Source organism: Massilia sp. 01N417 (assembly GCF_056399645.1).
This window is the reverse complement of record NZ_JBFTRS010000002.1, coordinates 1-24,848: the sequence shown is the minus strand read 5'-3', so window position 1 is coordinate 24,848 and position 24,848 is coordinate 1. Positions and strand designations below refer to the sequence as shown.

Annotated in this window: 19 protein-coding genes and 3 tRNA genes; 15 read left to right on the top strand and 7 right to left on the bottom strand. The window is 66.2% G+C overall.

Annotated elements, in window-relative coordinates; genetic code table 11:
* The first annotated feature begins 20 nt into the window (after positions 1 to 20).
* Entirely contained in the window at positions 21 to 1,781 is a 1,761-nt protein-coding gene (locus AC1DOQ_RS02220) for a M14 family metallopeptidase (protein ID WP_477359868.1), read from the top strand.
* Positions 1,782 to 1,930: 149 nt separating this feature from the next.
* On the top strand, positions 1,931 to 2,803 hold the full coding sequence (locus AC1DOQ_RS02215) for a glycosyltransferase (RefSeq protein ID WP_477359866.1): 873 nt from the start codon (positions 1,931 to 1,933) through the stop codon (positions 2,801 to 2,803).
* On the opposite strand, the gene AC1DOQ_RS02210 is transcribed toward AC1DOQ_RS02215, so the two are convergent.
* Positions 2,804 to 4,087 (bottom strand): sugar MFS transporter, encoded by a 1,284-nt coding sequence (locus AC1DOQ_RS02210; RefSeq protein ID WP_477359864.1) that lies wholly within the window; start codon positions 4,085 to 4,087, stop codon positions 2,804 to 2,806. It abuts the gene before it with no gap.
* Between the two features lie 143 nt (positions 4,088 to 4,230).
* Here AC1DOQ_RS02210 and AC1DOQ_RS02205 point away from each other — a divergent pair, with 143 nt between their 5' ends.
* Positions 4,231 to 4,698, top strand: a complete 468-nt coding sequence (locus AC1DOQ_RS02205) for a YciI family protein (protein ID WP_477359862.1) — start codon at positions 4,231 to 4,233, stop codon at positions 4,696 to 4,698.
* Between the two features lie 66 nt (positions 4,699 to 4,764).
* On the opposite strand, the gene AC1DOQ_RS02200 is transcribed toward AC1DOQ_RS02205, so the two are convergent.
* Complete coding sequence (locus AC1DOQ_RS02200) at positions 4,765 to 7,617, bottom strand: TonB-dependent receptor plug domain-containing protein (protein WP_477359860.1); 2,853 nt, start codon at positions 7,615 to 7,617, stop codon at positions 4,765 to 4,767.
* A 461-nt stretch (positions 7,618 to 8,078) separates the two neighbouring features.
* Between AC1DOQ_RS02200 and AC1DOQ_RS02195 the strand changes: the two genes are divergently transcribed.
* The 4 genes from AC1DOQ_RS02195 to AC1DOQ_RS02180 are packed head-to-tail and all read left to right on the top strand — an operon-like array spanning position 8,079 to position 11,687.
* Positions 8,079 to 8,342 carry a XapX domain-containing protein gene (locus tag AC1DOQ_RS02195; RefSeq protein WP_477359858.1) on the top strand — a complete coding sequence of 88 codons (264 nt, stop codon included), beginning with the start codon at positions 8,079 to 8,081 and terminating at the stop codon, positions 8,340 to 8,342.
* Positions 8,343 to 8,371: 29 nt separating this feature from the next.
* On the top strand, positions 8,372 to 9,076 hold the full coding sequence (locus AC1DOQ_RS02190; protein ID WP_477359856.1) for a hydrolase: 705 nt from the start codon (positions 8,372 to 8,374) through the stop codon (positions 9,074 to 9,076).
* Positions 9,077 to 9,095: 19 nt separating this feature from the next.
* A complete protein-coding gene (locus tag AC1DOQ_RS02185; RefSeq protein ID WP_477359854.1) occupies positions 9,096 to 10,979 on the top strand; it encodes an amidohydrolase in 1,884 nt (627 codons plus the stop codon).
* Positions 10,980 to 10,988: 9 nt separating this feature from the next.
* Complete coding sequence (locus AC1DOQ_RS02180) at positions 10,989 to 11,687, top strand: YoaK family protein (RefSeq protein ID WP_477359852.1); 699 nt, start codon at positions 10,989 to 10,991, stop codon at positions 11,685 to 11,687.
* Here the strand turns inward: AC1DOQ_RS02180 and AC1DOQ_RS02175 are convergent.
* From AC1DOQ_RS02175 to AC1DOQ_RS02160, 4 genes are read right to left on the bottom strand one after another with little or no spacing between them, the layout of a single operon-like run.
* Positions 11,684 to 12,181 carry a SixA phosphatase family protein gene (locus tag AC1DOQ_RS02175; RefSeq protein ID WP_477359850.1) on the bottom strand — a complete coding sequence of 166 codons (498 nt, stop codon included), beginning with the start codon at positions 12,179 to 12,181 and terminating at the stop codon, positions 11,684 to 11,686. The genes AC1DOQ_RS02180 and AC1DOQ_RS02175 overlap by 4 nt on opposite strands.
* 20 nt (positions 12,182 to 12,201) lie before the next feature.
* On the bottom strand, positions 12,202 to 13,113 hold the full coding sequence (gene ttcA, locus AC1DOQ_RS02170; protein ID WP_477359848.1) for a tRNA 2-thiocytidine(32) synthetase TtcA: 912 nt from the start codon (positions 13,111 to 13,113) through the stop codon (positions 12,202 to 12,204).
* Positions 13,110 to 13,508 carry a dihydroneopterin aldolase gene (locus AC1DOQ_RS02165; RefSeq protein WP_442124495.1) on the bottom strand — a complete coding sequence of 133 codons (399 nt, stop codon included), beginning with the start codon at positions 13,506 to 13,508 and terminating at the stop codon, positions 13,110 to 13,112. Before AC1DOQ_RS02165 ends, ttcA begins: the two co-directional genes overlap by 4 nt.
* A 9-nt stretch (positions 13,509 to 13,517) precedes the next feature.
* On the bottom strand, positions 13,518 to 14,315 hold the full coding sequence (locus AC1DOQ_RS02160) for an SDR family oxidoreductase (RefSeq protein ID WP_477359846.1): 798 nt from the start codon (positions 14,313 to 14,315) through the stop codon (positions 13,518 to 13,520).
* A 30-nt stretch (positions 14,316 to 14,345) separates the two neighbouring features.
* Here AC1DOQ_RS02160 and AC1DOQ_RS02155 point away from each other — a divergent pair, with 30 nt between their 5' ends.
* The 4 genes from AC1DOQ_RS02155 (at position 14,346) to AC1DOQ_RS02140 (ending at position 19,877) form a co-directional block, all read left to right on the top strand.
* Positions 14,346 to 15,494, top strand: coding sequence for a class I SAM-dependent methyltransferase (locus AC1DOQ_RS02155; RefSeq protein ID WP_477359844.1), 1,149 nt, complete (start codon positions 14,346 to 14,348; stop codon positions 15,492 to 15,494).
* Between the two features lie 72 nt (positions 15,495 to 15,566).
* Positions 15,567 to 16,523 carry a J domain-containing protein gene (locus AC1DOQ_RS02150; protein ID WP_477359842.1) on the top strand — a complete coding sequence of 319 codons (957 nt, stop codon included), beginning with the start codon at positions 15,567 to 15,569 and terminating at the stop codon, positions 16,521 to 16,523.
* A 141-nt stretch (positions 16,524 to 16,664) separates the two neighbouring features.
* Complete coding sequence (locus AC1DOQ_RS02145; protein ID WP_477359840.1) at positions 16,665 to 18,308, top strand: response regulator; 1,644 nt, start codon at positions 16,665 to 16,667, stop codon at positions 18,306 to 18,308.
* Positions 18,309 to 18,314: 6 nt separating this feature from the next.
* Positions 18,315 to 19,877, top strand: a complete 1,563-nt coding sequence (locus tag AC1DOQ_RS02140; protein WP_477359838.1) for an HDOD domain-containing protein — start codon at positions 18,315 to 18,317, stop codon at positions 19,875 to 19,877.
* On the opposite strand, the gene AC1DOQ_RS02135 is transcribed toward AC1DOQ_RS02140, so the two are convergent.
* Positions 19,843 to 23,100 (bottom strand): EAL domain-containing protein, encoded by a 3,258-nt coding sequence (locus tag AC1DOQ_RS02135; RefSeq protein WP_477359836.1) that lies wholly within the window; start codon positions 23,098 to 23,100, stop codon positions 19,843 to 19,845. The two genes, AC1DOQ_RS02140 and AC1DOQ_RS02135, sit on opposite strands and share 35 nt — an antisense overlap.
* Before the next feature lie 197 nt (positions 23,101 to 23,297).
* Between AC1DOQ_RS02135 and AC1DOQ_RS02130 the strand changes: the two genes are divergently transcribed.
* The 4 genes from AC1DOQ_RS02130 to tuf form a co-directional block, all read left to right on the top strand.
* Positions 23,298 to 23,382: transfer RNA gene (locus AC1DOQ_RS02130), tRNA-Tyr, on the top strand.
* A gap of 55 nt (positions 23,383 to 23,437) precedes the next feature.
* A tRNA-Gly gene (locus tag AC1DOQ_RS02125) sits at positions 23,438 to 23,511 on the top strand.
* An 11-nt stretch (positions 23,512 to 23,522) separates the two neighbouring features.
* Positions 23,523 to 23,597 (top strand) — tRNA-Thr (locus AC1DOQ_RS02120).
* A gap of 82 nt (positions 23,598 to 23,679) precedes the next feature.
* The coding region (gene tuf / locus AC1DOQ_RS02115; protein WP_477359834.1) for an elongation factor Tu at positions 23,680 to 24,848 on the top strand (1,169 nt) is incomplete at its 3' end.

Here is a 24,848-nt window from a genome sequence, read left to right as displayed (position 1 = left end):
CAACTCTGCCGGAGCACTAGATGATTCGTTCTGCGTTACTGCTGGCTACGCTGGCTGCCGTTCCCCTTGCCCATGCCGCTCCCGACCTGGCCACCGTGTCGGAGCGCTCGGGCTTCACGGCCACCGGCCGCTACGACGAAGTCATCAAGCTGTGCGGCGCTTTCCAGCAGGCGTACCCGAAGCAGGTCAAGTGCTTCCAGTTCGGCACCACCCCGGAAGGCCGGCCGATGATGGCGCTGGCCGTCACCCGGGCAAACGCTTTCACGCCCGAGGCCGTGCGCAAGCAGAAGCTGCCGGTGACCCTGATCCAGGGCGGCATCCACGCCGGCGAGATCGACGGCAAGGACGCCGGCTTCCTGGCCCTGCGCGAGATGCTGGAAAACCGCAACGCCCAGGGTGCGCTCGACAAGCAGGTGCTGGTCTTCGTGCCGGTGTTTAACGTCGACGGCCACGAGCGCTTCGCCAAATGGAACCGCCCGAACCAGCGCGGTCCGGTCGAGATGGGCTGGCGCACCACCGCCCAGAACTTCAACCTGAACCGCGACTACATGAAGGCCGACGCGCCCGAGATGCAGGCCATGCTGAAGCTGGTGAACGACTGGGATCCGCTGACCTATGTCGACCTGCACGTGACCGACGGCGCCATGTTCCAGCACGACGTCTCGATCCAGGTCGAGCCGGTCAATTCCGGCGACCTGGAATTCCGCAAGGCCGGCCTGGCGCTGCGCACGAATGTCATCGCCGACATCACGAAGGAGGGCTCCTCGCCGCAGTCCTATTACATGTCCTTCGTGGAAAACGACAACCCGGCCTCGGGCTTCCGCAACACCGTCTACGAGCCGCGTTTTTCGACCGGCTATTTCCTGCTGCGTAACCGGATGTCCCTGCTGGTCGAGACCCATTCGTGGAAGGATTATCCGACCCGCGTGCGGATCACCCACAATGCCATCGTCTCGATCCTGAACCAGGTCGCGGCCCACGGCAAGGAATGGCAGCAACTGGCCCTCGATGCCGACGCGCGCGCCAGCCGCATTGCCGGCCAGCCGGTGGCGCTGAGCTATAAGACCACCGACAAGACCACGATGGTCGACTTCCAGGGCTATGCCTATACCCGCACCATGTCCGACGTGTCCGGCATGATGATGACGCATTACGACGAGACCAGGCCGCAGGTCTGGCACGTGCCGCTGCGCGACGAGGTGGTCGACGACCTGCAGGTGAAGGCGCCGGGCGCCGGCTATGTGGTGCCGGCCGCGTTCGCGCAGATGGTGGCGGCCAAGCTGGCCCTGCACGGCATCGCTTACCGCAAGCTGGACAGGACGCTCGACCAGGCGAAGGTCGAAACCTTCCGCGCCGACAAGGCAAGCTTCTCCGCCGGCTCCTTCGAATCGCACCAGCGCCTGACGGTGCAGGGGACCTGGAAACAGGAGCCGCGCGCGGTCGCCAAGGGGTCCCTGTTCGTGCCCATCGCCCAGCCCAAGGCGCGCCTGGTGATGGCCCTGTTCGAACCGCAGGCGCCGGATTCGCTGCTGGCCTGGGGCGAGTTCAACAACGCCTTCGAGCGCAAGGAATACATGGAAGAGTACGTGGCCGAGGACGTCGCGCGCGAACAGATGGCCAAGGATCCGGCGCTGGCCGCGGAATTCCGCCGCAAGGTCGAGAGCGACGCCGCCTTCGCCGGGAATCCGCACGCGCGCCTGGAGTTCTTTGCGCGCCGCCATCCGTCCTGGGACGAGCGCCTGAACCTCTACCCGGTGATGCGTAGCGATACCGTTCTGTGATCTGATCTGCCGCAAGCGCCGGCCATTGCCCTGCAACCGCGGCCGGCGCAGCCGCTCTGACCCTGTATGGACGAGTCATCGATACGGGAGGCGGCAATGGGCAATGGCATGAAGCGCTATCGGGTCGCAGGCTGGCGGGCGCGGCGATCGTGAATCCGCCGGCCAGTTGCTCCATCGTCTGCTACCGCAGCCGGCCCGACCAGCTCGAACGGCTGCTGGCCGGCGTCACCACCGCCAGGCCGGACTTGCTGGTCTACCTGGTCGATAACTCGCCGGCCGACACATTGCGCGCGCTGGCCGGGCGCTTCGGCGTGCACTACCGCCACCGGCCCGACAATCCCGGTCATGCCCGCGCCCACAACCTGGCGCTGCGCGACGCCATCGCCGCCGGCAGCGCCTACCACTTCGTGCTGCATGCGGACATCCAGATCCCGCTCGACGCCATCGGCAAGCTGCTGGCCTGGATGGAACAGCATCCCGACGTCGGCCTGCTGGCGCCGCGCGTGCACTATCCGGACGGCCGCCTGCAGCCGCTGTGCAAGCTGCTGCCGCATCCGCTCGAACTGCTGGTGCGCCGCTTCTTTCCGCTGCTGCACAGTTCCAGCGGGCGGCTGGCGCGCTACGAGCTGCATGGCAGCGGCTATACCCGGGTGATGGACGTGCCGGCGCTGTCCGGCTGCTTCCTGCTGATGCGGGTCGAGACCCTGCGGCGCATCGGCCTGTTCGACGAGCGCTTCTTCCTGTATTTCGAGGATGTCGACCTGTCGCGCCGGGTCGGCCGCGTGGCGCGCACGGTGTTCGTGCCGCACGTGGCGGTGGTGCACGATTGCGGGAGAGGGTCGTACCGCGACTGGCGGCTGTTCGGGCACCACCTGGTGTCGGCGGCGCGCTACTTCAACAAATGGGGCTGGCTGCGCGACGAGGAGCGCGCCCGGGTCAACGCGCGCACGCTGCGCGCCGCCTGCCCGGAGCGCGCCGGCCAGCCAGGCGGGCGCCCGGCCGGCACGGACTTGCACCCGTGATCAGCAGTTCTGCAGCGGACGGCGGGCGTACCAGCCGAAGCCCAGGATCAGCAGGTAACAGACGGCGGGCACGGCCAGCGACAGGCGCAGGCTCGACATGTCGGCCGCGAAGCCGGTAATCAAGGGCACGACGGCGCCGCCGACGATGGCCATGCAGATCAGGCCCGAACCTTCGGCGGTGCGCTCGCCCAGGCCTTCGGAGGCCAGGGTGAAGATGGTCGGGAACATGATCGAATTGACCAGGCCGATCGCCAGCAGGGCCCAGCCCGAGACCGCGCCGGTGCTGCCGGCGGACACCAGCAGCAGCAGGGCGGCCAGGCCGCCGGCCACCGCCAGCACCTTGCCCGGCGAGCAGATACGCAGTACGTAGGCGCCCAGGAAGCGGCCGACCATCGCACCGCCCCAGTACAGCGGCACGTGCTTGCCGGCGGCTTCGGCGCCCAGGCCCAGCACGTCGGCCTGCATCAGGTAGTTGACGATCAGCGAGCCGACCGCCACTTCGGCGCCGACGTAGAGGAAGATGCACAGGGTGCCGAAGGCGAAACGCGGACGCTGCAGCAGGCCGAAGGCGTTCAGGATGCTGCCTTGCGGGCTGGTGTGCTCGACCAGCTTCTTGCGGTTGGCCCAGACCATGGCCGCCACGATGGCCAGCGCGATCGCCAGGCCGATATAGGTGTGGACCACGACCTGGCTCTCGGCCGCGCGGTAGGCCGCCAGCTGGATGGCGGACAGGGTCGCCTGGTCGACCTTGGCCAGCGAACCGAGGATCAGGATCGCGCCGACGTAGGGGAAGACGGTGGTGCCGAGCGAGTTGAAGGCCTGGGCGAAGGTCAGGCGGCTGCTCGCCGTCTGCGGCGCGCCCAGCATCGAGATCAGCGGATTGGCCACCACCTGCACGATGGTGATGCCGGAAGCCAGTACGAACAGGGCCAGCAGGAAGGCGCCGAACAGGCTCGACGATGCCGCCGGAATGAACAGCAGGCAGCCGGCCGTCATGGTCAGCAGGCCGACCACGGCGGTGCGCATATAGCCGATGCGGCGCACGATCGCCGCCGCCGGCAGCGAGACGATGAAGTAGGCGGCAAAGAAGGCCGACTGCACCAGCATCGCCTGGGCGTAGCTGAGGGTGAACAGGTCTTTCAGTTTCGGGATGATGACGTCGTTCAGGCTGGTGATGCCGCCGAAGATGAAGAACAGGGCGAACACGAAGACGCGCAGGCTGGCGACATTCGAGTTGACGGGGGCGTCGCTGTGCGCAGCGCCGGCAGGATGGCCGATTTGCATGAGAGTAGTCCAGGTGGGTTGATGCGGCAGGTAGGAATATTACATCGCATTCGCGCGAAAAACCCGCCTGGGCGTATGAAAGCTACAGGTTTCCTTCATCTGGATCGCGTGCTAATCTGACAATCTTAATGTCGGAGAATGTCATGTTCATAATGAAGCGCCTTTTCCTTGCCGCCGCCCTGATGGGCGCCCTGGGCCCCGCGGCCGCCCAGGACAAGCCCGCCGTGGCCTACGATGCCGAACTGGCGAAATCGCTCGGCGCCAACGACATGGGCATGCGCAACTACGTGCTCGTGATCCTGAAGACCGGACCGAACCGGATGCCCGACGGGGAAGGGCGCAAGCAGATGTTCGAAGGGCACTTCGCGAACATGCGCCGCCTCGGGCTCGAGAAGAAGCTGGTGCTGGCCGGACCGCTGGACGGCGTCGAGGGACGGCGCGGCATCTTTGTGTTCAATACGCCGGATATCGAGGAAGCGAAGAAATTCGTCGCCACCGATCCGGTGATCGTGAATGGCGAGATGGTGGCGGAGTACCACAAGTTCTTCGCCTCGGCGGCGCTGATGGCGGTGAACGAACTCCACGCGAAGATCCAGAAACCGAAGGACTGAAGCCATGAAAAAGCGCCGGCGGGACTGGCCCGGCCGGCGCTTGCGTACGCGTTCCGCGGATGCGAATTACAGGAACTTGTATTTGGCGCGCAGGTAGAACATGCGGCCCAGCGGATTGCCGTACTGCGGGTCGTAGCCGACCTGGAAGCCCTGGTCGTTACGCGAGCTTGACGGGTCCCGGTTCAGCAGGTTCTTGATGCCGAACGCCACGTCCACGGCCTTGATCGGGCTCCAGACCAGCTGGGTGTCGAAGGTGCTGCTCGACGACACGTGGCGGATCGGGGGGTAGTCCGGACCGATCAGGTCGGCGTTCGTATAGTCCTGGTAGCCGGCCGTGTAGTTGTGCGTCAGGGACGCGGTCCATGCGCCGTGCTTCAGGCTGAAGGTCAGGATGTGGCGCCAGCGCGGCGTCGCGCCGAAGTCCTCATACTTGCCGAGATCGCTGACACTGGCCACGCCCGCATACTGGTAACCGTGCTTCAGATAGTAGGTGCCATCCATGTTGACGCCGACGGCACCGATGTCGGCGAAGTTCTGCTTGTAGTTCAGGTTCAGGTCCAGGCCCGAGGCGAAGAAGCGCGACGAGTTGGCATAAGGCAGATCGACGAAGGCCAGCGGGAAGTCAGGATTGGTGCTGCCCTGGATCGTGTTGGTCTTGTTGAGCAAGGTCGGATCGAGGAAAGGCTTGCCGATCGAATCCAGCGGCAGGGTTTTCGGATCGACGCGCCAGTAATTGGCCTGGTACACCGCCGGATTGCCGAGCACGCCGATCTCCGAGGTCTGGACGATCGAATTGTTGATCTTGATGTTCCAGTAGTCGAGCGAGCCGCTGATGTACTTCGTCGGCTGGAACACCATGCCCAGCGAGTACTGCTTCGATTTTTCCGGCTGCAGCTTCGCATTGCCGCCGCGTGCGGCGCTCAGCTGCACGTTGCACTCGTCCTCGAGCGCGCCGACCGGGTTGACGCTATTGATCGGCTTGCCGCCCGGGCAGCGCACCGGGTCGCTGAAGCTGCCGTTGGTGTTCTGGCCGTACGAGTACGGCAGCAGGTTCTGGTACAGGGTCGGCGCGCGGAAGCCTTCGGCGAAGGAACTGCGCACCATGACTTCCTTGATCGGCTGCCAGCGCAGCGAGACCTTCGGGCTGACCTGGGAGAACGAGGTGCCGAAGTCGTTCTTGTACTTGTCGTAGCGCGCCGCCATGTCGAGGTCGAGATGGGTGTACAGCGGCACCGACACTTCGGAGTAGGCCGAGTAGACCTTGCGGCTGCCGGTCACGCCCGGCACCGGGCCGTTGCCGCCGACCTGGTCGCCGGAAGCGAGGGCATCGGACGACACCTGCTCCAGCTTTTCGTGGCGCATGTCGACGCCGACCGCGAAACCGAGCGCGCCGTACGGCAATTGCATCAGTTCCTTGGACACGCGGGCATCGAATTCCTGGGCGGTCGAGGTCGCGCTGTTTTCCATGCCGGTCAGGCGCGCGCCCTGCAGCGCCGACAGGCTGTTCGCGTCCTGGTCGCCGAACACATTGATGGAGCCGGCGGCGATCAGCGGGGTCAGCTTGGCATAGCTGTACTGGCCGTCGCCGAACGAGATCACGCCTTCGTTCCTGGAGTACGAGATGGCGGTGTCGTAGTCCCAGCCGGCGATGGTGCCGCGCGCGCCAACCAGGAAACGGGTATTGGTGGTGTCGGTGATGTCGGCACGGCCGCCGCCGGCCACGGTACGCCAGGTGCCGCTCATCGGACCGACCGGGGTGACGGCGGTGTCGGCGGCGAGCACCGAGCCGTCCGGCATGGTCATGCCTTTCGGCAGCGTGATGCTCTTCGGATAGAAGCGGCCGTTCGCCGGGTAGATCATCGGCTTGGTGTAGGGCGCCGGCGAGTAGTGGGCCGTGGTCTCGTCCTTCGTGCGGATGGCTTCGGCGTACAGCTGGTTGTCGTCGTTCAGCTGCAGCACGCCGCGTGCGACGACGTTGTCGTGCTTGGCTTTCGGGATCAGGTCGATGAAGCGGACGTAATCGGTGCCACAGGTGGTCGGGCTGCCGATCGGGATCAGCGCGAAGGCGGCGTTGTCGCAGTTCTTGTAACGGAAGGGGTTGACGGTGGTGTAGTGGTTACCGTTGGAATCCGTGAAGTTGAAGTTGGGGATGCCATTGCGCGGCGAATTCTTGATCAGGCCGAGGTCCGGACGCACGCCGGTGCTGGCGTAATCGCGCTGGGTGGCCTTGAGCGCCTCGTCGTTCTCGTGGTTCGCGCTCAGCAGGATGTTGAAGCCCTGGGTCGACAGGTCGCCGTAGCCGCCGGTGAAATTGAAGCTGCGCGTGTTGCCGCCGCCTTTCTGGACCTTGGTGTCGTAGGCCGAGACTTCCGCGCCCTGGTAGTCCTTCTTGAGGATGAAGTTGATCACGCCGGCGACCGCATCGGCGCCATAGATTGCCGAGGCGCCGTCGCGCAGCACCTCGACGCGTTCGATCGCCGACAGCGGAATCGAGTTCAGGTCGACCGGGTTGCTGCCGAAGGCGTAGTTGGCCACGCGGCGGCCGTTGAGCAGCACCAGGGTGTATTGCGGGCCGAGGCCGCGCAGGTTGGCGGTCGAGGGGTTGCCGGTCGAGCCGACGTTCTGCGCCAGCACGCCGCCGCCGAAGTTCGACGGGATCAGGCTGACGAGGTCCTGGGCCGTCGTGGCGCCGGTACGCTCGAGGTCGGCATGGGTCAGCACCGAGATCGGCAGGGCGGTCTCGGATTCGGTACGCTTGATCGCCGAGCCGGTGACTTCCACGCGCTGCATGGCCGGTGCGGGAGTGCCGACCGACGCATCCTGCGCCGCTGCCGGCAAGGCCAGCAGGCCGACGCCGGCGGCGATACCGCCCGAATAGATGACTCGCAGCGAGCGCGCGAGCATTGTCTCCTTGAACATATTGTTCCTTTCTTTTTTGTATGAAGATCTGCGCGAGCACCAGCACGTATACGAGCACCGGGCTCAATGCAGTGAACATCCGTTCCGGGTAGAAACGGAAGTGGAAGGCATCTGAACATATGCATATATAAGCGTCAACACGAGGAAAGGCTTATTACCAAGATGTAATCTAGTGTCGGCAAAATGCGCACTTTTAGCGACAGTAAGGCCACTCCCCGCCCATGTCGCGATCATTTGGCTGGGCAACGACTGCCGCCGAGACAGCCGCGCCGAGGGTATGTCAGCGACACCCCTCGCCAATGTTCGAAAATTTCGATCAAAAATCCGTAAATTATCCGTTTTTCATTGCCCATCTAAACACGCATACTCACTCCATCGCATCGGAAACGCAGCAGCCAGGCGGTAGCGACGCGAGGGCCGATATATCGACGCAGTCGATGATCAACAAGGAGGAGCGAGCCATGTACCTGATTTCCCTGGGCGCCGGCATCCTGGCAAGCGTGCTTTACGGTTTGATCAATGTGCGTTCGCCGGCGCCGCCGGCCATCGCCCTGATCGGCCTGCTGGGCATGCTGGTCGGCGAACAGATCGTGCCGGTCGCCAAGCGCGTGATCGAAGGCGCACCGCTGACGCGTGCCTGGTTTGCCAGCGAATGCCAGCCAAGGATTACCGGCCTGAATCCCGGCGCCGACAAGCATGCCGACGGCGAATCCCGCCAGGCCTGAACCATCATTCATACATAAAGGAGAACACCATGAACAACCCGAAACTGGAAGTCCTGACCCCGCAAAACTCGCAACTGATCATCATCGACCACCAGCCGCAGATGGCCTTCGGCGTGCAGTCGATCGACCGCCAGACCCTCAAGAACAACGTGGTCGGCCTGGCCAAGGCGGCCAAGGCCTTCGGCATCCCGACCGTGATCACCACCGTCGAATCCGATTCCTTCTCCGGCAAGACCTATCCGGAAATCCTGGACGTGTTCCCGGACCACCCCATCCTCGAGCGCAGCTCGATGAATTCCTGGGACGACCAGAAAGTGCGCGACGCCCTGAAGGCCAATGGCCGCAGGAAGATCATCGTGGCCGGCCTGTGGACCGAAGTCTGCAACACCACCTTCGCCCTGTCCGCCATGCTGGAAGGCGACTACGAGATCTACATGGTGGCCGATGCCTCGGGCGGCACCTCGAAGGATGCCCACGACTTCGCCATGCAGCGCATGGTGCAGGCCGGCGTGGTCCCGGTGACGTGGCAGCAGGTACTGCTGGAATGGCAGCGCGACTGGGCCCGCCGCGACAGCTATGATGCGGTCATGAAGATCGTCACCGAGCACTCGGGTGCCTACGGCATGGGCGTCGACTATGCCTACACCATGGTGCACAAGGCGCCGGCGCGCAACCAGGGCCGCAACGAAGTGCTGGCGCCCGCGGCTGCCCCCACCTCGGCACCGGTCCGCTGATTCATTCGGGAGAAGAAGCATGCAAGCACAGTCCACCACCCGCAAGGCGCCGGCGCTCATCCTCGTCAACGGCAGCTTCGCCACCCTCGACCGCGAACGGCCCCGGGCCAGCGCGGTGGCGATCCGCGACGGCCGCTTCCTGGCCGTCGGCGATGCCGAACACGTGATGCGCTACCGCGAAGAGGACAGCCAGGTGATCGACCTGAACGGCCGCACCGTGATCCCCGGCTTGAACGATTCGCACCTGCACCTGATCCGTGGTGGACTGAACTACAACCTCGAGCTGCGCTGGGAAGGCGTGCCGTCGGTGGCCGACGCGCTGCGGATGCTGAAGGAGCAGGCCGGGCGCACCCCGAATCCGCAGTGGGTGCGGGTGGTGGGCGGCTGGAGCGAATTCCAGTTTGCCGAGCGCCGCATGCCGACCCTCGACGAGATCAACGCCGCCGCGCCGGATACGCCGGTGTTCATCCTGCACCTGTATGACCGCGCGCTGCTGAACCGCGCCGCCCTGCGCGCTGTCGGCTATACGAAGGACACGCCGAACCCGCCGGGCGGCGAGATCCAGGTTGATGCCGCCGGCAACCCGACCGGCATGCTGATCGCGCGCCCGAACGCGATGATCCTGTACGCGACCCTGGCCAAGGGGCCGAAGCTGCCCTACGACCTGCAGGTGAATTCGACGCGCCAGTTCATGCGCGAGCTGAACCGCCTCGGCATCACCAGCGCGATCGACGCCGGCGGCGGCTTCCAGAACTACCCCGAGGATTATTCCGTCATCGAGGAACTCGACCGCAACGAGCAGCTCACCATCCGCATCGCCTATAACCTGTTMACCCAGAACAAGGGCGCGGAGCTGGAAGACTTCCAGCGCTGGACGAAGATGGTGACGCCGGGCCAGGGCAGCGACTACTACCGCCACAACGGCGCCGGCGAGATGCTGGTGTTTTCGGCGGCCGACTTCGAGGACTTCCTGGAACCGCGCCCGGAACTGGCGGCCGGCATGGAAGACGAACTCGAAAAAGTGGTGCGCCACCTGGTGGCGAGCCGCTGGCCCTTCCGCCTGCACGCGACCTATGACGAATCGATCACCCGCATGCTGGACGTGTTCGAGAAGGTGGACCGCGAGATTCCCTTCGACGGCCTGCACTGGATGTTCGACCATTGCGAGACCATCAGCCGGAAGAACATCGAGCGTGTAAAGGCGCTGGGCGGCGGCATCGCGATCCAGCACCGCATGGCCTTCCAGGGCGAGTACTTCGTCGACCGCTACGGCAGCGAGGCGGCGAAAGCCACGCCGCCGGTGAGGCAGATGCTGGAGACGGGCGTGCCGGTGGGCGCCGGCACCGATGCGACCCGCGTCGCCAGCTACAACCCGTGGACGGCCTTGTACTGGCTGGTGTCGGGGCGCACCGTGGGCGGCCTGCAGCTCTACGGTCCCGAGGGCCAGCTGCCGCGCGAGGTCGCGCTCGAACTGTGGACCGCGGGCAGCGCCTGGTTCTCGAACGAGCAGGGGCGCAAGGGCAGGATCCGGGAAGGCATGCTGGCCGACCTGGTGGCCTTGTCGGACGATTTCTTCAGCGTGCCGGAAGAGGACATCAAGGCGATCGAATCGGTGCTGACCGTGGTCGGCGGCAAGGTCGTGTATGGCGCCGCCGAGTTCACGCGCCTGGGCCCGCCGCCGATTCCCGTACTGCCCGAGTGGTCGCCGGTACGGAAGGTGGCCGGCCACTGGCGCCGTGCCGCGCCCCAGCCGCAGCAATCGCACGCTGCACTGGCCCACCAGTGCAGCGGTCCCTGCGGCGTGCACGCCCACCAGCACGACAAGGCGCGCAAGTCGACTGTACCGGTGTCGGATGTCGGCGGCTTCTGGGGCGCCTTCGGCTGCAGCTGCTTCGCGTTCTGAGGAATCGCCATGAAAACCCCGCAATTCCAGCGCCTGCAGGGCGCCAGCCTTGGCTTCCTGGCGGGCTATGTCGATACCCTCGGCTTCATCGCCCTGTTCGGCCTCTTCACCGCCCACGTCACCGGCAACTTCGTGCTGATCGCGGTATCGCTGGCCGACACCCGGCAGACGCCTTCGCTATTGAAGCTGCTGGCCTTCCCGGCCTTCATTCTGGGCGTGGCCGCCGCCAGGCTGCTGGTGGCGCGCTGCGAGCGCCGCGGCACCGGCGCTACCAGGCCGGTCTACCTGCTGCAGCTGGTGCTGCTGCTGGGTTTCATGGTGTGCGGGATACTGGCGGAGCCGGTCGGCAGGAGCGTCGGTGCGCTGGCGATGGCGGCGGGCCTGCTCGGCGCCGCGGCGATGGGCGCCCACAGCGCCGCCAGCAAGCTGCTGCTGACCCACCTGGCGCCGACCTCGATGATGACCGGGAACGTGACCCAGTTGACGATCGACGCGGTGGACTGGCTGCGCGGCGCCGCCGACGCCACGGTCCGTACGCGCTGCGCCAAGTTCTTCTGGACCATCCTGGCCTTTGCGCTCGGCTGCTGCCTCGCCGCATTCGCCTACCTGGCGGTGGGATTCATGGCCCTGATCGCGCCGGTGGCGATTCTCTGCCTGCACCTGTGGCTGCCGGAGCCGGAGGCGGCGGCGGCGCAGAAGGCGGCTTAGGGCGTGCCTAACAGGATGGTTCTGGCCTGTCCATCGGCGCCGGGCAGCAGCTGGTACAGCCGGTCGAATTCGTCATCGAGGATGTCGCTGCCGGGCGCGCCGCCGAACAGCTTCACCAGTTCCGGCAGAGTGTTCGAGTGGCCGACCACCAGCACCGCGCCGTTCAGGGCGCGCACCTTCTCGACCAGCGCGCTGGGTGTGCGCGGATCATAGAGTTGAACCGCCAGGCCGGTCTGCTGCGCCAGCGGCGCCGCGGTCTGCCGGGTGCGTGCGGTGGGGGTGCTGAAGATGGCCGTGATGCCGGCGTGGCGCAGGATGGCGGCGATGTGTTGCGCACGCACCCGGCCTTGCGGCGTCAGGTCGGGATCCTTGCCCTCAGCCATCTTCTCGGCATGGCGCACCAGATAGATGGCGCTGGGTTCCGCCGCCGCCAGGCCGGGCAGCAGGGACATGGCCGCCAGCGCGGCGCACAGCAAACGGCGGAACATGGGCATGGTGAGCGCTTTCTTTAATTTTATAAAGGCTGCAGCGGAATGATGCCGGGAAGGCTGGACGGCGTCGAGCACGGCTCCTCGTCGAAGGCGATGTCGCCGTCCGGATTGGCGATGCCGTCGGTCTTCAGGTCGACGAAGCCGAACAGGTCCCTGTCCATCAGGTGCGACGGCACCACCGTGCTCAGCGACGAGAAGATGTTCTCGACCCGGCCCGGATGCTTCTTTTCCCACTCGCGCAGCATGGCCTTGATCTGCTTGCGCTGCAGGTTTTCCTGCGAGCCGCACAGGTCGCACGGGATGATCGGGAAGCCCTTCACTTCGGCGTAGCGCTCGGTGTCCGCTTCCTTCACGTAGGCCAGCGGACGGATCACCATGTGCTTGCCGTCGTCGGAGACCAGCTTGGCCGGCATGCCCTTGATCTTCGCGCCGAAGAACATGTTCAGGAAGAAGGTTTCGAGGATGTCGTCGCGGTGGTGGCCGAGGGCGATCTTGTTGCAGCCGAGCTCGTCCGCGACGCGATACAGGATGCCGCGCCGCAGGCGCGAGCACAGCGAGCAGGTGGTCTTGCCTTCCGGGATCAGGCGCTTGACGATGCTGTAGGTGTCCTGGTTCTCGATGTGGTACGGAACGCCCAGCTTGTCCAGGTAGGCCGGCAGCACCTCGGCCGGGAAGTTCGGCTGCTTCTGGTCGAGGTTCACCGCGACGATCTCGAAATGGATCGGCGCGCGCTCGCGCAGGGTCATCAGGATGTCGAGCAGGGCGTAGCTGTCCTTGCCGCCGGACAGGCAGACCATCACTTTGTCGCCGTCCTCGATCATGTTGAAATCGCCGATCGCCTGGCCGACCAGGCGGCACAGGCGCTTGTGCAGCTTGTTGTTCTCGTACGCGGCTTTCTCGGCCTGCTTGTCGGCCACTTCTAAAACTTCACTCATGCTTCATCCTTGATCTGGAATACTTCGACGCCGACGCCTTCGCAGTCGGGGTACACGTCGGGCTTCATCGTCGACACGCCGGCGGCGCGCACGCGCGGGTGGGCCAGCATGGCCTTGACCACGTCGTCGCACAGGGTTTCCTGCAGGTGGACGTGGCCTTGCGCGATGCGCCTGGCGATGGTTTCGCGCATGAAGTCGTAGTCGACCACTTCGTGCAGCTGGTCGTCCTTCGGGGTCGACATCGCCAGCGGGATGTACAGCTCGACGTTGATCAGGACGCGCTGCTCGCCCTTCTTCTCGAAGTCGTGCACGCCGATGTTGATCATGACTTCGTAATTGCGCAGGAACAGGCGGCGGCAATCGCGCAGCTGCGGGTGGGACAGGGCGGACAACATAGAAACCTTTTATTTAGTTAAAAACATCACGTCGCGGTTCAGCGGCATCAGGTGCTGGCCGCCATCGACCAGCAGGGTGGTGCCGGTCAGGGCGCGCGCATTCGCCGCATAGCAGACGGCGTCGACGATGTCCTGCGGGGTGGACGAGCGCCCCAGCGGCGTGACGGTATGGGCGCGCTCGAAGCCGTCCTCGGTCTGGTCGCCGGACACCATCGTGATGCCGGGGGCGACGCCGACCACGCGCAGCTTCGGCGCCAGGGCCTGGGCCAGCATCGTCGTCGCCGTGAGCAGTGCCGATTTGGACAGCGTGTACGACAAAAAATCCGGGTTGAGATTGTACAGTTTCTGGTCGAGCAGGTTGACCACCACGGCCTGGCCGCCTTCCGGCACCAGCGCGTGCAGTTCCTGCGCCAGCAGCAGCGGCGCGGCCACGTTGCACTGCATGTGGACGGCCAGCAGGCTTGGCGAGAAGGCGTCGGGCTTGTCGTATTCGAACAACGAAGCGTTGTTCACGATGCAATCCAGGCCGCCCAGCAGGTGGACCGTTTCGCGCGGCAGTTCGCGCACGGCGTGCTCGTTCGCCAGGTCGGCATGCAGCGCCACGGCACGCCGGCCCAGCGCGCGGATCGCGTGCACGACTTCTTCGGCCTCGGCCTGCGAAGCGCGGTAATGGACGGCCACGTCCCAGCCGGCCCGTGCCATGCCGAGCGCGATTTCGCGCCCGATGCGGCGTCCGGCGCCCGTCACCAGGGCCACGCGGGCGCGGCCGGCGTGGGGCGGGAGGTCCTTGGAAGCGGTGTCTGTCATGTTCTACGTGATATGTCCTACAATGGCCGGATGTCTCTACCCGCACCGAATAGCGACGCGCTGGCCGCGTCCCAAGCCCTGCAGCGCCTGATCGCTGCCGAGATCGCCGAACAAGGCGGCGCCATCCCGTTTTCGCGTTTCATGGAGCTCGCGCTGTATGCGCCCGGCCTGGGTTACTACAGCGGCGGCGCGGCCAAGCTGGGCAGGGACGGCGACTTTACCACCGCGCCCGAGATCAGTCCGCTGTTCGGCGCCACGCTGGCGCGGGCAAGCGCCGCTATTATGGCCCAAAGTGGCCCCAACATCATCGAATTCGGCGCCGGCACCGGCAAGCTGGCGCGCGACGTGCTCACCGCGCTGGCGGAGATGGGCGTGGCCGTCGACAGCTATACGATCGTCGAACTGTCCGGCGAGCTGCGGGCGCGCCAGCAGGAAGCCTTGAAGGACTTCTCCCAGGTGCGCTGGCTGAACGGTTTCCCGGACGCCTTCCACGGCGTGGTGCTGGCCAACGAGGTGCTGGACGCCATGCCGGTCGAACTGGTCGTGAAGGAGGGCACAAGCTGGGCCCGCCAGTACGTCACCATCGCCGACGGCGCCTTCACCCTGATTCCGGGCCGGATCGATGCCGCGCTGCAGGAGCAGGTCGCGCGCCAGATTCCGGATGCCGGGCAGCTGCAGGACGGCTATCTGACCGAAATCCACCCGGTCGCCTGCGGCTTCATGCGCTCGCTGGCGCAGATGTTCGAGAACGGGAAGGGCGCGGCGCTGCTGTTCGACTACGGCTTCCCGGCCCACGAATACTATTTCGACGAGCGTACCGGCGGCACCCTGATGTGCCACTACCGCCACCATGCGCACCCGGACCCCTTCTATTTGCCGGGCTTGCAGGACATCACCGCCCACGTCGACTTCACCGCCATGGCCCTGGCCGCGCAGGACGCCGGCCTGGACGTGCTCGGCTACATGAACCAGGCCTCCTTCCTGCTGGCGGCCGGCATCGGCGAACTGCTGCTGCGCACCGATCCCGAAGACGCGCTGCGCTACCTGCCGCAGTCGAAGGCGGTGCAGAAACTGGTGTCGCCGGCCGAGATGGGTGAACTGTTCAAGGTGCTGCTGGTCGGTAAAGGTGTGGAGCTGGATCCTGCGATCGTCCGCAGCGACCGCTCGCATAAGTTGTAATTTAGACATCTTGCGCGCAGGATACAAACCCGGCTATGCTGTGCTGCCGCTTTGTTTGGCATACTCCGACCTATGGCCAAGATCCACACACACTATGACAACCTGAAGGTGTCGCGTCATGCGCCGCAGGAAGTCATTCGTGCGGCCTACAAGGCGCTGAGCCAGAAATACCATCCTGACAAGAATCCGGGCGACGAGCGCGCCGCCCGCATCATGGCGATCGTCAATACCGCCTACAACATCCTGTCCGACCCCGTGCGCCGCAAGGAGCACGACGACTGGATCGCTTCGGAAGAGTGGGAAGTCGAGTGGCTGGAAAGCAGCCATGGCGACGACGGCCGCGACAAGCCGCGTGGCGAAGCGCAGTGGGAGCCGCGCCAGGTCGAGGCGCCGGCGCGCTGGCGCTTCCTGCTGGCGCCGCGCTGGTGGGGCGGGATGCTGGCCTTCTTCGCGGCCGGCGTCGGGCTGACCGCGCTGCTGGTCGATCCGCCCAAGGTGCTGCCTGCGGCCCTGGCCTGGGTCGGCAAGCCGCCCGCGGCGGCCGCCGGCACGCCGAATTCGCCGCCCGACCCGCTGGGCGCCGATGCCAGCAACGACGGCTGGGCCCGTCCCGCCGGCCAATCCGACGCCCCGGCCGACATCAAGGCCCTCGGCGTGACCCAGCTGGTGGTACCGCCGCGCGCGCCCGACTGCGATACCGATCTGCAGAGCCAGGTCTCGCCGAACGGCGATCCGTGGCCGGCCCAGTCCGGGTACATCGACAGTTTCCCGGTCGGTAACCAGGGTGAGGAAATGCAGATCCTCATCGACAACAGCAACAATCCCTCGCCGGTGCTGGTCAAGGTCTACGACCTGGACCGCCGCTCGAACGTGCGCCACGCCTATGTGCTGGGACGCGCCAGGTTCCTGGTCGACAAGCTCTCGGCCGGCAAGTATGAGGTGCGCTACCAGAACATCCTGGTGGGCGGCTCGCGCGCCGAATGCGTGAATGGCCGCCGTTCCTCGATCCGCCAGGCCGCCACTCACTGAGTGTGGTTTTTCGAGACAGTTCATGCGACTGCTCAGCCGTGGATTTAAGTATTTTGTTCCCTGGACGTAATATACTCGGACAACCGCGGGCCCATGCAGCCCGCCCGCCCAACGCAGGCAGACACGGAAAAACACCGGGATATGAACGAACTAGACGGGCTGACCGCCCTGATCATCGAGCCGCATGCCGGGATGCGCGCGACGATCCATAACATGCTGACAATGTGCGGCCTGACCAAAGTCGACCACGCTGGCAGCTCCAACCAGGCGGTCAAGCATCTTGGACTCAAGCAGTACGACCTGGTGCTGTGCGAATACGCGCTGGAGGGCGGCCAGGACGGCCAGCAGCTGCTCGAAGACGTGCGCCACCACAAGCTGATGCCGCTGGCGACCATGTTCTTCATGGTGACCGCCGAGGGCGACTACGGCAAGGTCGTCAGCGCCGCCGAACTCGGCCCGACCGACTACATCCTCAAACCCTTCACCGCCGACCGCCTGCTCGAGCGCATCGCCCGCGCCCTGGACAAGCGCAACGTCTTCCTGCCGGTGTACGAGCTGATGGAATCCGGCAGCCAGCGCGAGGCAATCGAGGCCTGCATCGAGGGCGAGGAACAGCATCCGCGCCACGCGATCGACTTCATGCGCCTGCGCGCCGAGCTGCACATGTTCCTGGGCGAGGCCGAGCTGGCCGAACCGATCTACCGGCGCCTGGTCGAGGCCAAGGCGATCGCCTGGGCGCGCCTGGGCCTGGCCAAGACCCTGTTCCTGCGCGAGCGCTTCCAGGAAGCCCAGGCGCTGCTCGAGGACCTGGTCGAGACCAACAAGAACTTCGTCGACGCCTACGACTGGCTGGCCCGCACCCACGAGGCGGTCGGCGCGCTGGACAAGGCGCAGTCGGTGCTGAGCGACGCGGTGGCGGTGTCGCCGCATGCGGTGCGGCGCCTGCGCAAGCTGGGCGAGACGGCCCTCGAGGCGGGCGACCACGACACCGCCGAGAAGGTGCTCAAGCAGGTGGTCAGCAAGGCCAAGTATTCCGAATTCCGCGACCCCCAGGACCATGTGCGCCTGGTGCAGACCCTGGTGCGCAAGGGCGATCCGGTGCAGGCGGCGGCCGTGATCCGCGACCTCGACAAGTCGATGGCCTTCCAGAAGGGCACCGCGCTGTGCAGCGCGATCGCGTCCAGCATGGTGCATGAATACACCGGCAACGAGCCGCGCCTGAACGAGTCGCTGCTGGCCGCGCTGGCCGCCAGCAAGGACGCGCCCCCGCTGGCGCCCGACCTGAAGCTGGAACTGGCGCGGGTGGCGATCGAGAACGACATGGAAGAGGGCGCGGCCGAGGTGATGCGCGAGGTGATGCGCAACACCCACAACGGCGCCGCCATGGGCCGCGCGATGGCGGTGTTCGAGAAGGCCGGCCGCGCCGACCTGGCCCAGCAGCTTGCGCGCGAGAGCCGCCAGCAGGTGGTCGACCTGGTCGCCGGCGGCGCCGCGAAGGCGAAGGACGGCGACTTCAAGGGCGCGGTGGCGCTGATGCAGGAAGCCGTCGCCAAGCTGCCCGACAATCCGCAGGTGGTGTTCAACGCGGCGCTGGCGGTGCTCAAATGCCTCGACAACGGCGGCTGGGACGAGCGCCTCGGCCAGCAGGCGGTCGCCTACATTGCCGGCGTCCGCCGCCTCGATCCGGTCAACCCGAAGCTGCCGGCCCTGGCCGGCCTGCACCAGCAGGTGCTGAGGAAATACAACAAGGGGCCGCGCGCCTCGCAGCAAAAGAAAGCCGGATAAGTTTCCATGAAAGCAGTACCCCTTGCGCCACTGGCGCCGGACGACATCCCCGATGGCCGCCGGGTCCGCGCCGCCCTCCTGAACAAGGTCTGCGGCGACGAAGACATGTTCGCGCTCGGCAGCTCGGTGGCGCGCGTGGTCCAGATGGCGTCCTCGGACGACGAAGGCACCCATGCGCTGGCCTATTACGTGCTGTCCGACGTCGCCCTCACCCAGCGCATCCTGCGGCTGGCGAATACGGTCAAGTACCGCACCGCGTCCGGCACCGCCGTCACCACGATCTCGCGCGCCATCTCCCTGCTGGGCTTCGACAACGTCAAGACCACCGCGCTGGCCATGCTGCTGGTGGACGCCCTCGCCAGCAGCGAGCATGCCTGGAGCGTGCGGGTGGAGCTGGAAGCCTCGCTGTGCGCCAGCCTGGTCGGACGCGAGATGGCGCGCCACAGCTTTTACCAGGGCGCCGAAGAAGCCTCGATCGGCGCCCTGTTCAAGAACCTGGGTCCGCTGCTGGTGGCTTCCCACGAACACGAACGCTACCGCGAGATCAAGGCCCTGGTCGCCTCGGGCAAGCACAAGCTGGCGCAGGCGGCCCAGATGATCATCGGCTGCAGCTACGACGCGCTGACGGAGGCGGTGCTGGGCGAATGGACGATCCCGGACGTGATCATGCGCGCCCAGCGCCCGCTGCCGGAGGGCACGCTGAAGGTAGCGCTCAACCGCGGCGAATGGATGCGCCAGGTGGCCTCGTTCAGCCTGGACGTGGCGCGCCTGCTGGCGGCGTCCGCCGAACCGGCCGGCACGCCGGAAGCCCAGGCCCTGCTGGTGCGCTACGGCCATGCGCTGAACATCGACGCCACCCAGCTCGGCGAGCTGTTCGCCGCGGTGGCCCAGGAGATGACCGGCCTGCTGGAGAGCATGAACCTGGAGCCGGTGCGGCGCCGCGAAGAGCCGGAAGGCGACGGCCTGCCCAACGTGCTGCTGCTGGCGACCCTGGGCGCCGGCGAGGAGGAACTGGGCAGCTACCCGAGCGGCAAGCCGAAGAATGCGCGCGAGCTGCTGCTGGCCGGGGTCCAGGACGTGACCCAGATGCGCGCCTCCGGCCAGCACAAGGTCAACGACGTGGTCCTGGCCGTGCTGGAGACGCTGTACACGGCGCTGGGCTTCCGCTTCGCCACCGTGGTCCTGAAGGACGTGAGGAGCGGCCAGTACCGCGCCCGCGTGTCCTTCGGCGCCGACAAGGCCGCCACCCAGGCCGGCTTTGCCTTCGCGGCGGCGCCGGCCGCCGGCAACGCCGGCCGCGACCTGTTCTTCCTGGCGATGGCGAACGATGCCGACCTGATGATCTCGGATGCCTCCAGTCCGAAGATCCGCGACCTGCTGCCAAGCTGGCACCGCCAGTTGCTGCCGGATGCGAAGAGCTTCATCGTGCTGCCGCTGGTGGTGGGCCAGGCCCAGCTCGGCCTGTTCTATGCCGACCGCACCCAGACCGCGCCGGAAGGCGTGCCGCCGGACGAGACCTCGCTGATCAAGGCGCTCAAGGGCCAGGTACTGGCTGCGCTTGCGCCCTGACGAAGTCGCCGAACTCGCGCGCCGGCATCGGCCGCCCGAACAGGAAACCCTGGGCTTCGTCGCTGCGCTTGTCGCGCAGGAAGCCCCATTGCGCCGGCGTCTCCACCCCTTCCGCCACCACCGATAAGCCGAGCGAGTGCGCCAGCCCGATGGTCGCGCCGACGATCGCGGCGTCGTTCGGGTCGTGCTCGATGTCCTTCACGAAGCCGCGGTCGATCTTGATGCGGTCGATCGCGAACAGCTTCAGGTAGGCCAGCGAGGAATAGCCGGTGCCGAAATCGTCGATCGCCAGCTTGAAGCCGCGCGCACGCAGCTGGCGCAGCAGGGCGCGGGTGTTTTCCGGGTCGCGCATGGCGGCCGTCTCGGTGATCTCCAGTTCCAGCCGCGACGGGTCGATCGGGTGCTCGGCCAGCAGCTGGTCGAGGCGCGCCAGCAGGGCGCCGCCGCCGAACTGGCGCGCCGACAGGTTGACCGCCAGGCGCAGCCCGCCCAGGCCCTCGCGCTGCCATTCGGTCAGCAGGGCCATGGCGCGCCCCAGCACCCAGTCGCCGAGCGGCAGGATCAGGCCGGACTCCTCGGCGATCGGGATGAAGCGGCCCGGCTCGATATTGCCCAGCTCCGGATCGTGCCAGCGCAGCAGCGCCTCGGCGCCGATCACGCGGCCGGTATCGAGCGCGACCTGGGCCTGCAGGTGGACCTCGAAGCCGCCATTCTCGAGCGCCGCCCACATCCGGTTTTCCAGCATCAGGTGCTCGTGGGTGGCGGCGTTCATGGCCGGCGAGAAGAAGCGGAAATTGCCGCGGCCGTCGCGCTTGGCGGCGTACATCGCCATGTCGGCGTGGCGCACCAGGGTCTCGGCATCCAGGCCGTCGTCCGGAAACAGGGCCACGCCCACGCTGGCGCCGCTGTGCGCGGTGATGCCGTTCAGGTAGTAGGGCTGCTGCAGCGATTCGACCAGGCGCACCGCCACCGCCGTCACGCTGTCCGGACTCAGGGGGCCGCCCAGCACGATGATGAATTCGTCGCCGCCCAGGCGGGCCAGGGTGTCGACGTCGCGCAGCAGGTCCTTCATGCGCGCGCTGGCGCCCACCAGCAGCTGGTCGCCGGCCTGGTGGCCGAGCGAATCGTTGATCTTCTTGAAGTGGTCGAGGTCGATGAACAGCACCGCCAGCGGCAGGTTCGAGCGGCGCGCCTGGGCCAGCTGCTGCTCCAGCCGCATGCCGAGCGCGGCGCGGTTCTCCAGGCCGGTGAGCGGGTCGTGGTGGGCCAGGCGGTGGATGTGGGCCTGCGAGCGGTACTGCTCGGTCAGGTCGCGCAGGATGCAGACGTACAGCTGCTCGGCCGGCAGCTCCACCTGCGACACCGTGACCGCCAGTGGCAAGGGTTCGGCGCGCGCATTGATGCCGTCGAGTTCGCGTTCGTCGGACGGCGCCCGGGCCAGGCGCGTCAGCAGCGCGGCGCCGTCCTCGCCGTCGGTACCGGGCACGAGGGTGGTGAAATCCAGGCCCTGCAGGTGGGTCTGCGGATAGCCGAACAGCGCCGCCGTGGCCGGATTCGCCGACACCACCACGCCGCCGGCATCGACCGTGACGATGGCGTCGCCGGCGTTGTCGAGGATCGCCTGCAGGCGCGCCTCGCGGTCGCGCAGGCGGGTGGTGCGGTCGCGCACCTGGGCCTCGACCGCGGCGCGCTCACCGCTGGTCAGCAGCAGCAGCGCGCCCAGCAGCGCGGTCAGCAGCAGGCCCGAGGTCAGCACCGTCCAGCTTACCAGGCCGCGCTGCTCTTCGAGGTAGGCGATGGTCGGCGAAAAGCGCAGCATGTAGCTGCGTCCGCCGAAGCTCAGCTTGACCGGATAGTCGAACGGGCGGAACGGCCGCCGCATGTCGCCCAGCAGCGGGTGCGGGATGGGATCGGTGACGTCGGTCAGGCTGAGCTCGAAGCCGCCGAAGCCGCTGCGCCGCACCTCCTGCGCAACGAAGGCGGGCGCGTCGAGCACCAGGGCCAGCAGCCCGACCGACGGCCGGCTGTGGTCCCCCACCGAACGGAACAGGGTGATGCCGGGGGCGCCGTTGCGGACCAGTTCGAGCGGCGCCGTCGCCACCGCCTGGTCGCTGTGCAGGGCGCGCTCGGCGGCGTCGGCGCGGCCGGGCGCGGTCAGGTAATCGACGCCGCGGAAGGAGCTGTTGGCGGGCGGCCAGGTGTACAGCACCGGCAGGTACTGGTCGCGTTCGGCGGCCGGATACATCGTCCGTCCCAGGCCGAGGTCGCGCAGGCCGGGAAAATCGGGGTCGACCTCGGCGCGCACCCAGGCTTCGAAGGCGCTGCGTTCGGCGCGGACCACCGGCACGATCCAGTTGATGGCAAGGATGTCGTTGCGTCCACCCACATAGCCGCTGGCGATGCGCAGGAATTTGTCGCGCGCCATGTATTTTTCGTCGGCGCCGAGGGTGCGGGCGAAGGTGCCGACGAAGCGCTCGTGTTCGTTCATCTCGGCCTGCAAACCGTCGGCCACCTCCTGGGCTTTTACCCGGTAGGGCTGCAGGTGCTGCTGGGTTTCCCAGTGCACGGCCTGCTCGTAGACCGCCACCACGGCGCCGGCCGCCAGCACCAGCGGAATTCCCACCAGCGGCGCGCGCTGGCGCCACAGCGGCCGCGGGCGTCCGCAGGCGATCCAGACCAGCGGCGCGGCCAGCAGCACGCCGATGGTGTCGCCGGCCCACCAGTTGATCCAGTTCGCAGCGCGTTCGGCGGGCGGAATCAGGCCCAGCAGATAAAGGGCGGAGACGCTGAGGGTGGCGTTGATCAGGCTCATGACCGGGGCCAGCATCAGGAAGCGGCCGACGTCGCGCGCCGAGTCGAGGGCAGGGCGGATCAGGCGCCGGAACCAGAGCGCGCCGAGCCAGGCCTGCAGCACCGAGCCGATGGTGGTGAGCGCCATCGCCGTCCATGCGGCGGCCGGCGCCGCATCCGGGGACAGCCAGCCGCCGGGCAGGTGCAGCAGGGCGGCACCCAGCGCGATGGCCGGCAGCACCCACCAGCCGCTGGTTACCGCCAGCGCGAGGCCGACGCCGGCCGGCAGGAAGACCGGCGTGGCATAGCCGGGCGGAAGGGCGAGCAGGTCGGTGAGGAAGCGCGCGGCCCCGTACACACCGACGGTCACCAGCCCGGCCAGCAGGAGTTGCGGCCAGTGCCACCGTGCTTTGCTTGCTGCTGAGCGCGCCATGTTCGTCCTCGCCGATGAAGCCAGTCTAGCGCCGTGGACGAGGGCCGGGCGCTTATTTGCAAAACAGCCCTTGCAGACTTGCACTTGGGTCGCTACAATCACGCCCCGAAGCAACGACACTATGTGAGTCAGATCAGTACTGATAAAACAATAGTTGACAGTAGTTTGTCCGTGCTTCATACTCTGCGGTTCTTCGCGGTGGGGTGGCCGAGTGGTTAAAGGCAGCAGACTGTAAATCTGCCCTCTCTGAGTACGCTGGTTCGAATCCAGCCCCCACCACCAAAAAAGCGTTGATCGTGTTGTGAATCGAAAGCAGTTGAGTTGAGAAGTGCCTCGTGCGGGTGTAGCTCAATGGTAGAGCTGAAGCCTTCCAAGCTTATGACGAGGGTTCGATTCCCTTCACCCGCTCCAGTTTCAAATCAGCCCTTGTAGCTCAGTGGTAGAGCACTCCCTTGGTAAGGGAGAGGCCACGTGTTCAATCCACGTCAAGGGCACCAGAATTTAGTACGGCAGTCGTAGTCTTCGACCGTCAGGCGTGCCTGGTAATTTCAAACATCGTTAGGATCTTAGGAGTCAAGAATGGCAAAAGGTAAATTCGAACGGACCAAGCCGCACGTCAACGTCGGCACCATTGGTCACGTTGACCACGGCAAAACCACCCTGACGGCTGCAATCGCAACCGTTCTGTCGAAGAAATTCGGCGGCGAAGCCAAGGCCTACGACCAGATCGACGCGGCTCCGGAAGAGAAAGCACGCGGCATCACGATCAACACCGCGCACGTCGAGTACGAGACCGCAAACCGTCACTACGCTCACGTTGACTGCCCGGGCCACGCCGACTACATCAAGAACATGATTACCGGTGCTGCGCAGATGGACGGCGCGATCCTGGTGTGCTCGGCCGCTGACGGCCCGATGCCGCAGACCCGCGAGCACATCCTGCTGGCGCGTCAGGTTGGCGTTCCRTACATCATCGTGTTCCTGAACAAGTGCGACCTGGTCGACGACGCAGAACTGCTGGAACTGGTCGAAATGGAAGTGCGCGAACTGCTGTCGAAGTACGAGTTCCCGGGCGACGACCTGCCGATCATCAAGGGTTCGGCTCGTATGGCGCTGGAAGGCCAGGCTGGTCCGCTGGGCGAAGAAGCCATCATGCAACTGGCTGACGCGCTGGACAGCTACATCCCGACCCCGGAACGTGCCGTCGACGGCGCCTTCCTGATGCCGGTGGAAGACGTGTTCTCGATCTCGGGCCGCGGTACCGTGGTGACCGGTCGTGTCGAGCGCGGCATCATCAAGGTCGGCGAAGAGATCGAAATCGTCGGTATCGTCGACACCGTGAAGACCACCTGCACCGGCGTGGAAATGTTCCGCAAGCTGCTGGACCAGGGTCAAGCTGGCGACAACGTCGGCCTGCTGCTGCGCGGTACCAAGCGTGAAGACGTCCAGCGTGGYCAGGTTCTGGCCAAGCCGGGCTCGATCAAGCCGCACACCGACTTCACCGGCGAAGTGTACGTGCTGTCGAAGGACGAAGGTGGTCGTCACACCCCGTTCTTCAACAACTACCGTCCGCAGTTCTACTTCCGCACCACCGACGTGACCGGCTCGATCGTTCTGCCGGCCGACAAAGAAATGGTGATGCCGGGCGATAACGTGTCGATCACCGTCAAGCTGATCGCCCCGATCGCGATGGAAGAAGGTCTGCGCTTCGCAATCCGCGAAGGCGGCCGTACCGTCGGCGCCGGCGT

What these genes read in the sequence shown, in the direction of transcription:
- AC1DOQ_RS02220 (WP_477359868.1), top strand. Translation starts at nt 21, where the DNA reads ATGATTCGTTCTGCGTTACTGCTGGCTACGCTGGCTGCCGTTCCCCTT.
- AC1DOQ_RS02210 (WP_477359864.1), bottom strand. Translation starts at nt 4,087, where the DNA reads ATGCAAATCGGCCATCCTGCCGGCGCTGCGCACAGCGACGCCCCCGTC.
- AC1DOQ_RS02205 (WP_477359862.1), top strand. Translation starts at nt 4,231, where the DNA reads ATGTTCATAATGAAGCGCCTTTTCCTTGCCGCCGCCCTGATGGGCGCC.
- AC1DOQ_RS02200 (WP_477359860.1), bottom strand. Translation starts at nt 7,617, where the DNA reads ATGTTCAAGGAGACAATGCTCGCGCGCTCGCTGCGAGTCATCTATTCG.
- AC1DOQ_RS02195 (WP_477359858.1), top strand. Translation starts at nt 8,079, where the DNA reads ATGTACCTGATTTCCCTGGGCGCCGGCATCCTGGCAAGCGTGCTTTAC.
- AC1DOQ_RS02190 (WP_477359856.1), top strand. Translation starts at nt 8,372, where the DNA reads ATGAACAACCCGAAACTGGAAGTCCTGACCCCGCAAAACTCGCAACTG.
- AC1DOQ_RS02180 (WP_477359852.1), top strand. Translation starts at nt 10,989, where the DNA reads ATGAAAACCCCGCAATTCCAGCGCCTGCAGGGCGCCAGCCTTGGCTTC.
- AC1DOQ_RS02175 (WP_477359850.1), bottom strand. Translation starts at nt 12,181, where the DNA reads ATGCCCATGTTCCGCCGTTTGCTGTGCGCCGCGCTGGCGGCCATGTCC.
- ttcA (WP_477359848.1), bottom strand. Translation starts at nt 13,113, where the DNA reads ATGAGTGAAGTTTTAGAAGTGGCCGACAAGCAGGCCGAGAAAGCCGCG.
- AC1DOQ_RS02165 (WP_442124495.1), bottom strand. Translation starts at nt 13,508, where the DNA reads ATGTTGTCCGCCCTGTCCCACCCGCAGCTGCGCGATTGCCGCCGCCTG.
- AC1DOQ_RS02160 (WP_477359846.1), bottom strand. Translation starts at nt 14,315, where the DNA reads ATGACAGACACCGCTTCCAAGGACCTCCCGCCCCACGCCGGCCGCGCC.
- AC1DOQ_RS02155 (WP_477359844.1), top strand. Translation starts at nt 14,346, where the DNA reads ATGTCTCTACCCGCACCGAATAGCGACGCGCTGGCCGCGTCCCAAGCC.
- AC1DOQ_RS02150 (WP_477359842.1), top strand. Translation starts at nt 15,567, where the DNA reads ATGGCCAAGATCCACACACACTATGACAACCTGAAGGTGTCGCGTCAT.
- AC1DOQ_RS02145 (WP_477359840.1), top strand. Translation starts at nt 16,665, where the DNA reads ATGAACGAACTAGACGGGCTGACCGCCCTGATCATCGAGCCGCATGCC.
- AC1DOQ_RS02140 (WP_477359838.1), top strand. Translation starts at nt 18,315, where the DNA reads ATGAAAGCAGTACCCCTTGCGCCACTGGCGCCGGACGACATCCCCGAT.
- AC1DOQ_RS02135 (WP_477359836.1), bottom strand. Translation starts at nt 23,100, where the DNA reads ATGGCGCGCTCAGCAGCAAGCAAAGCACGGTGGCACTGGCCGCAACTC.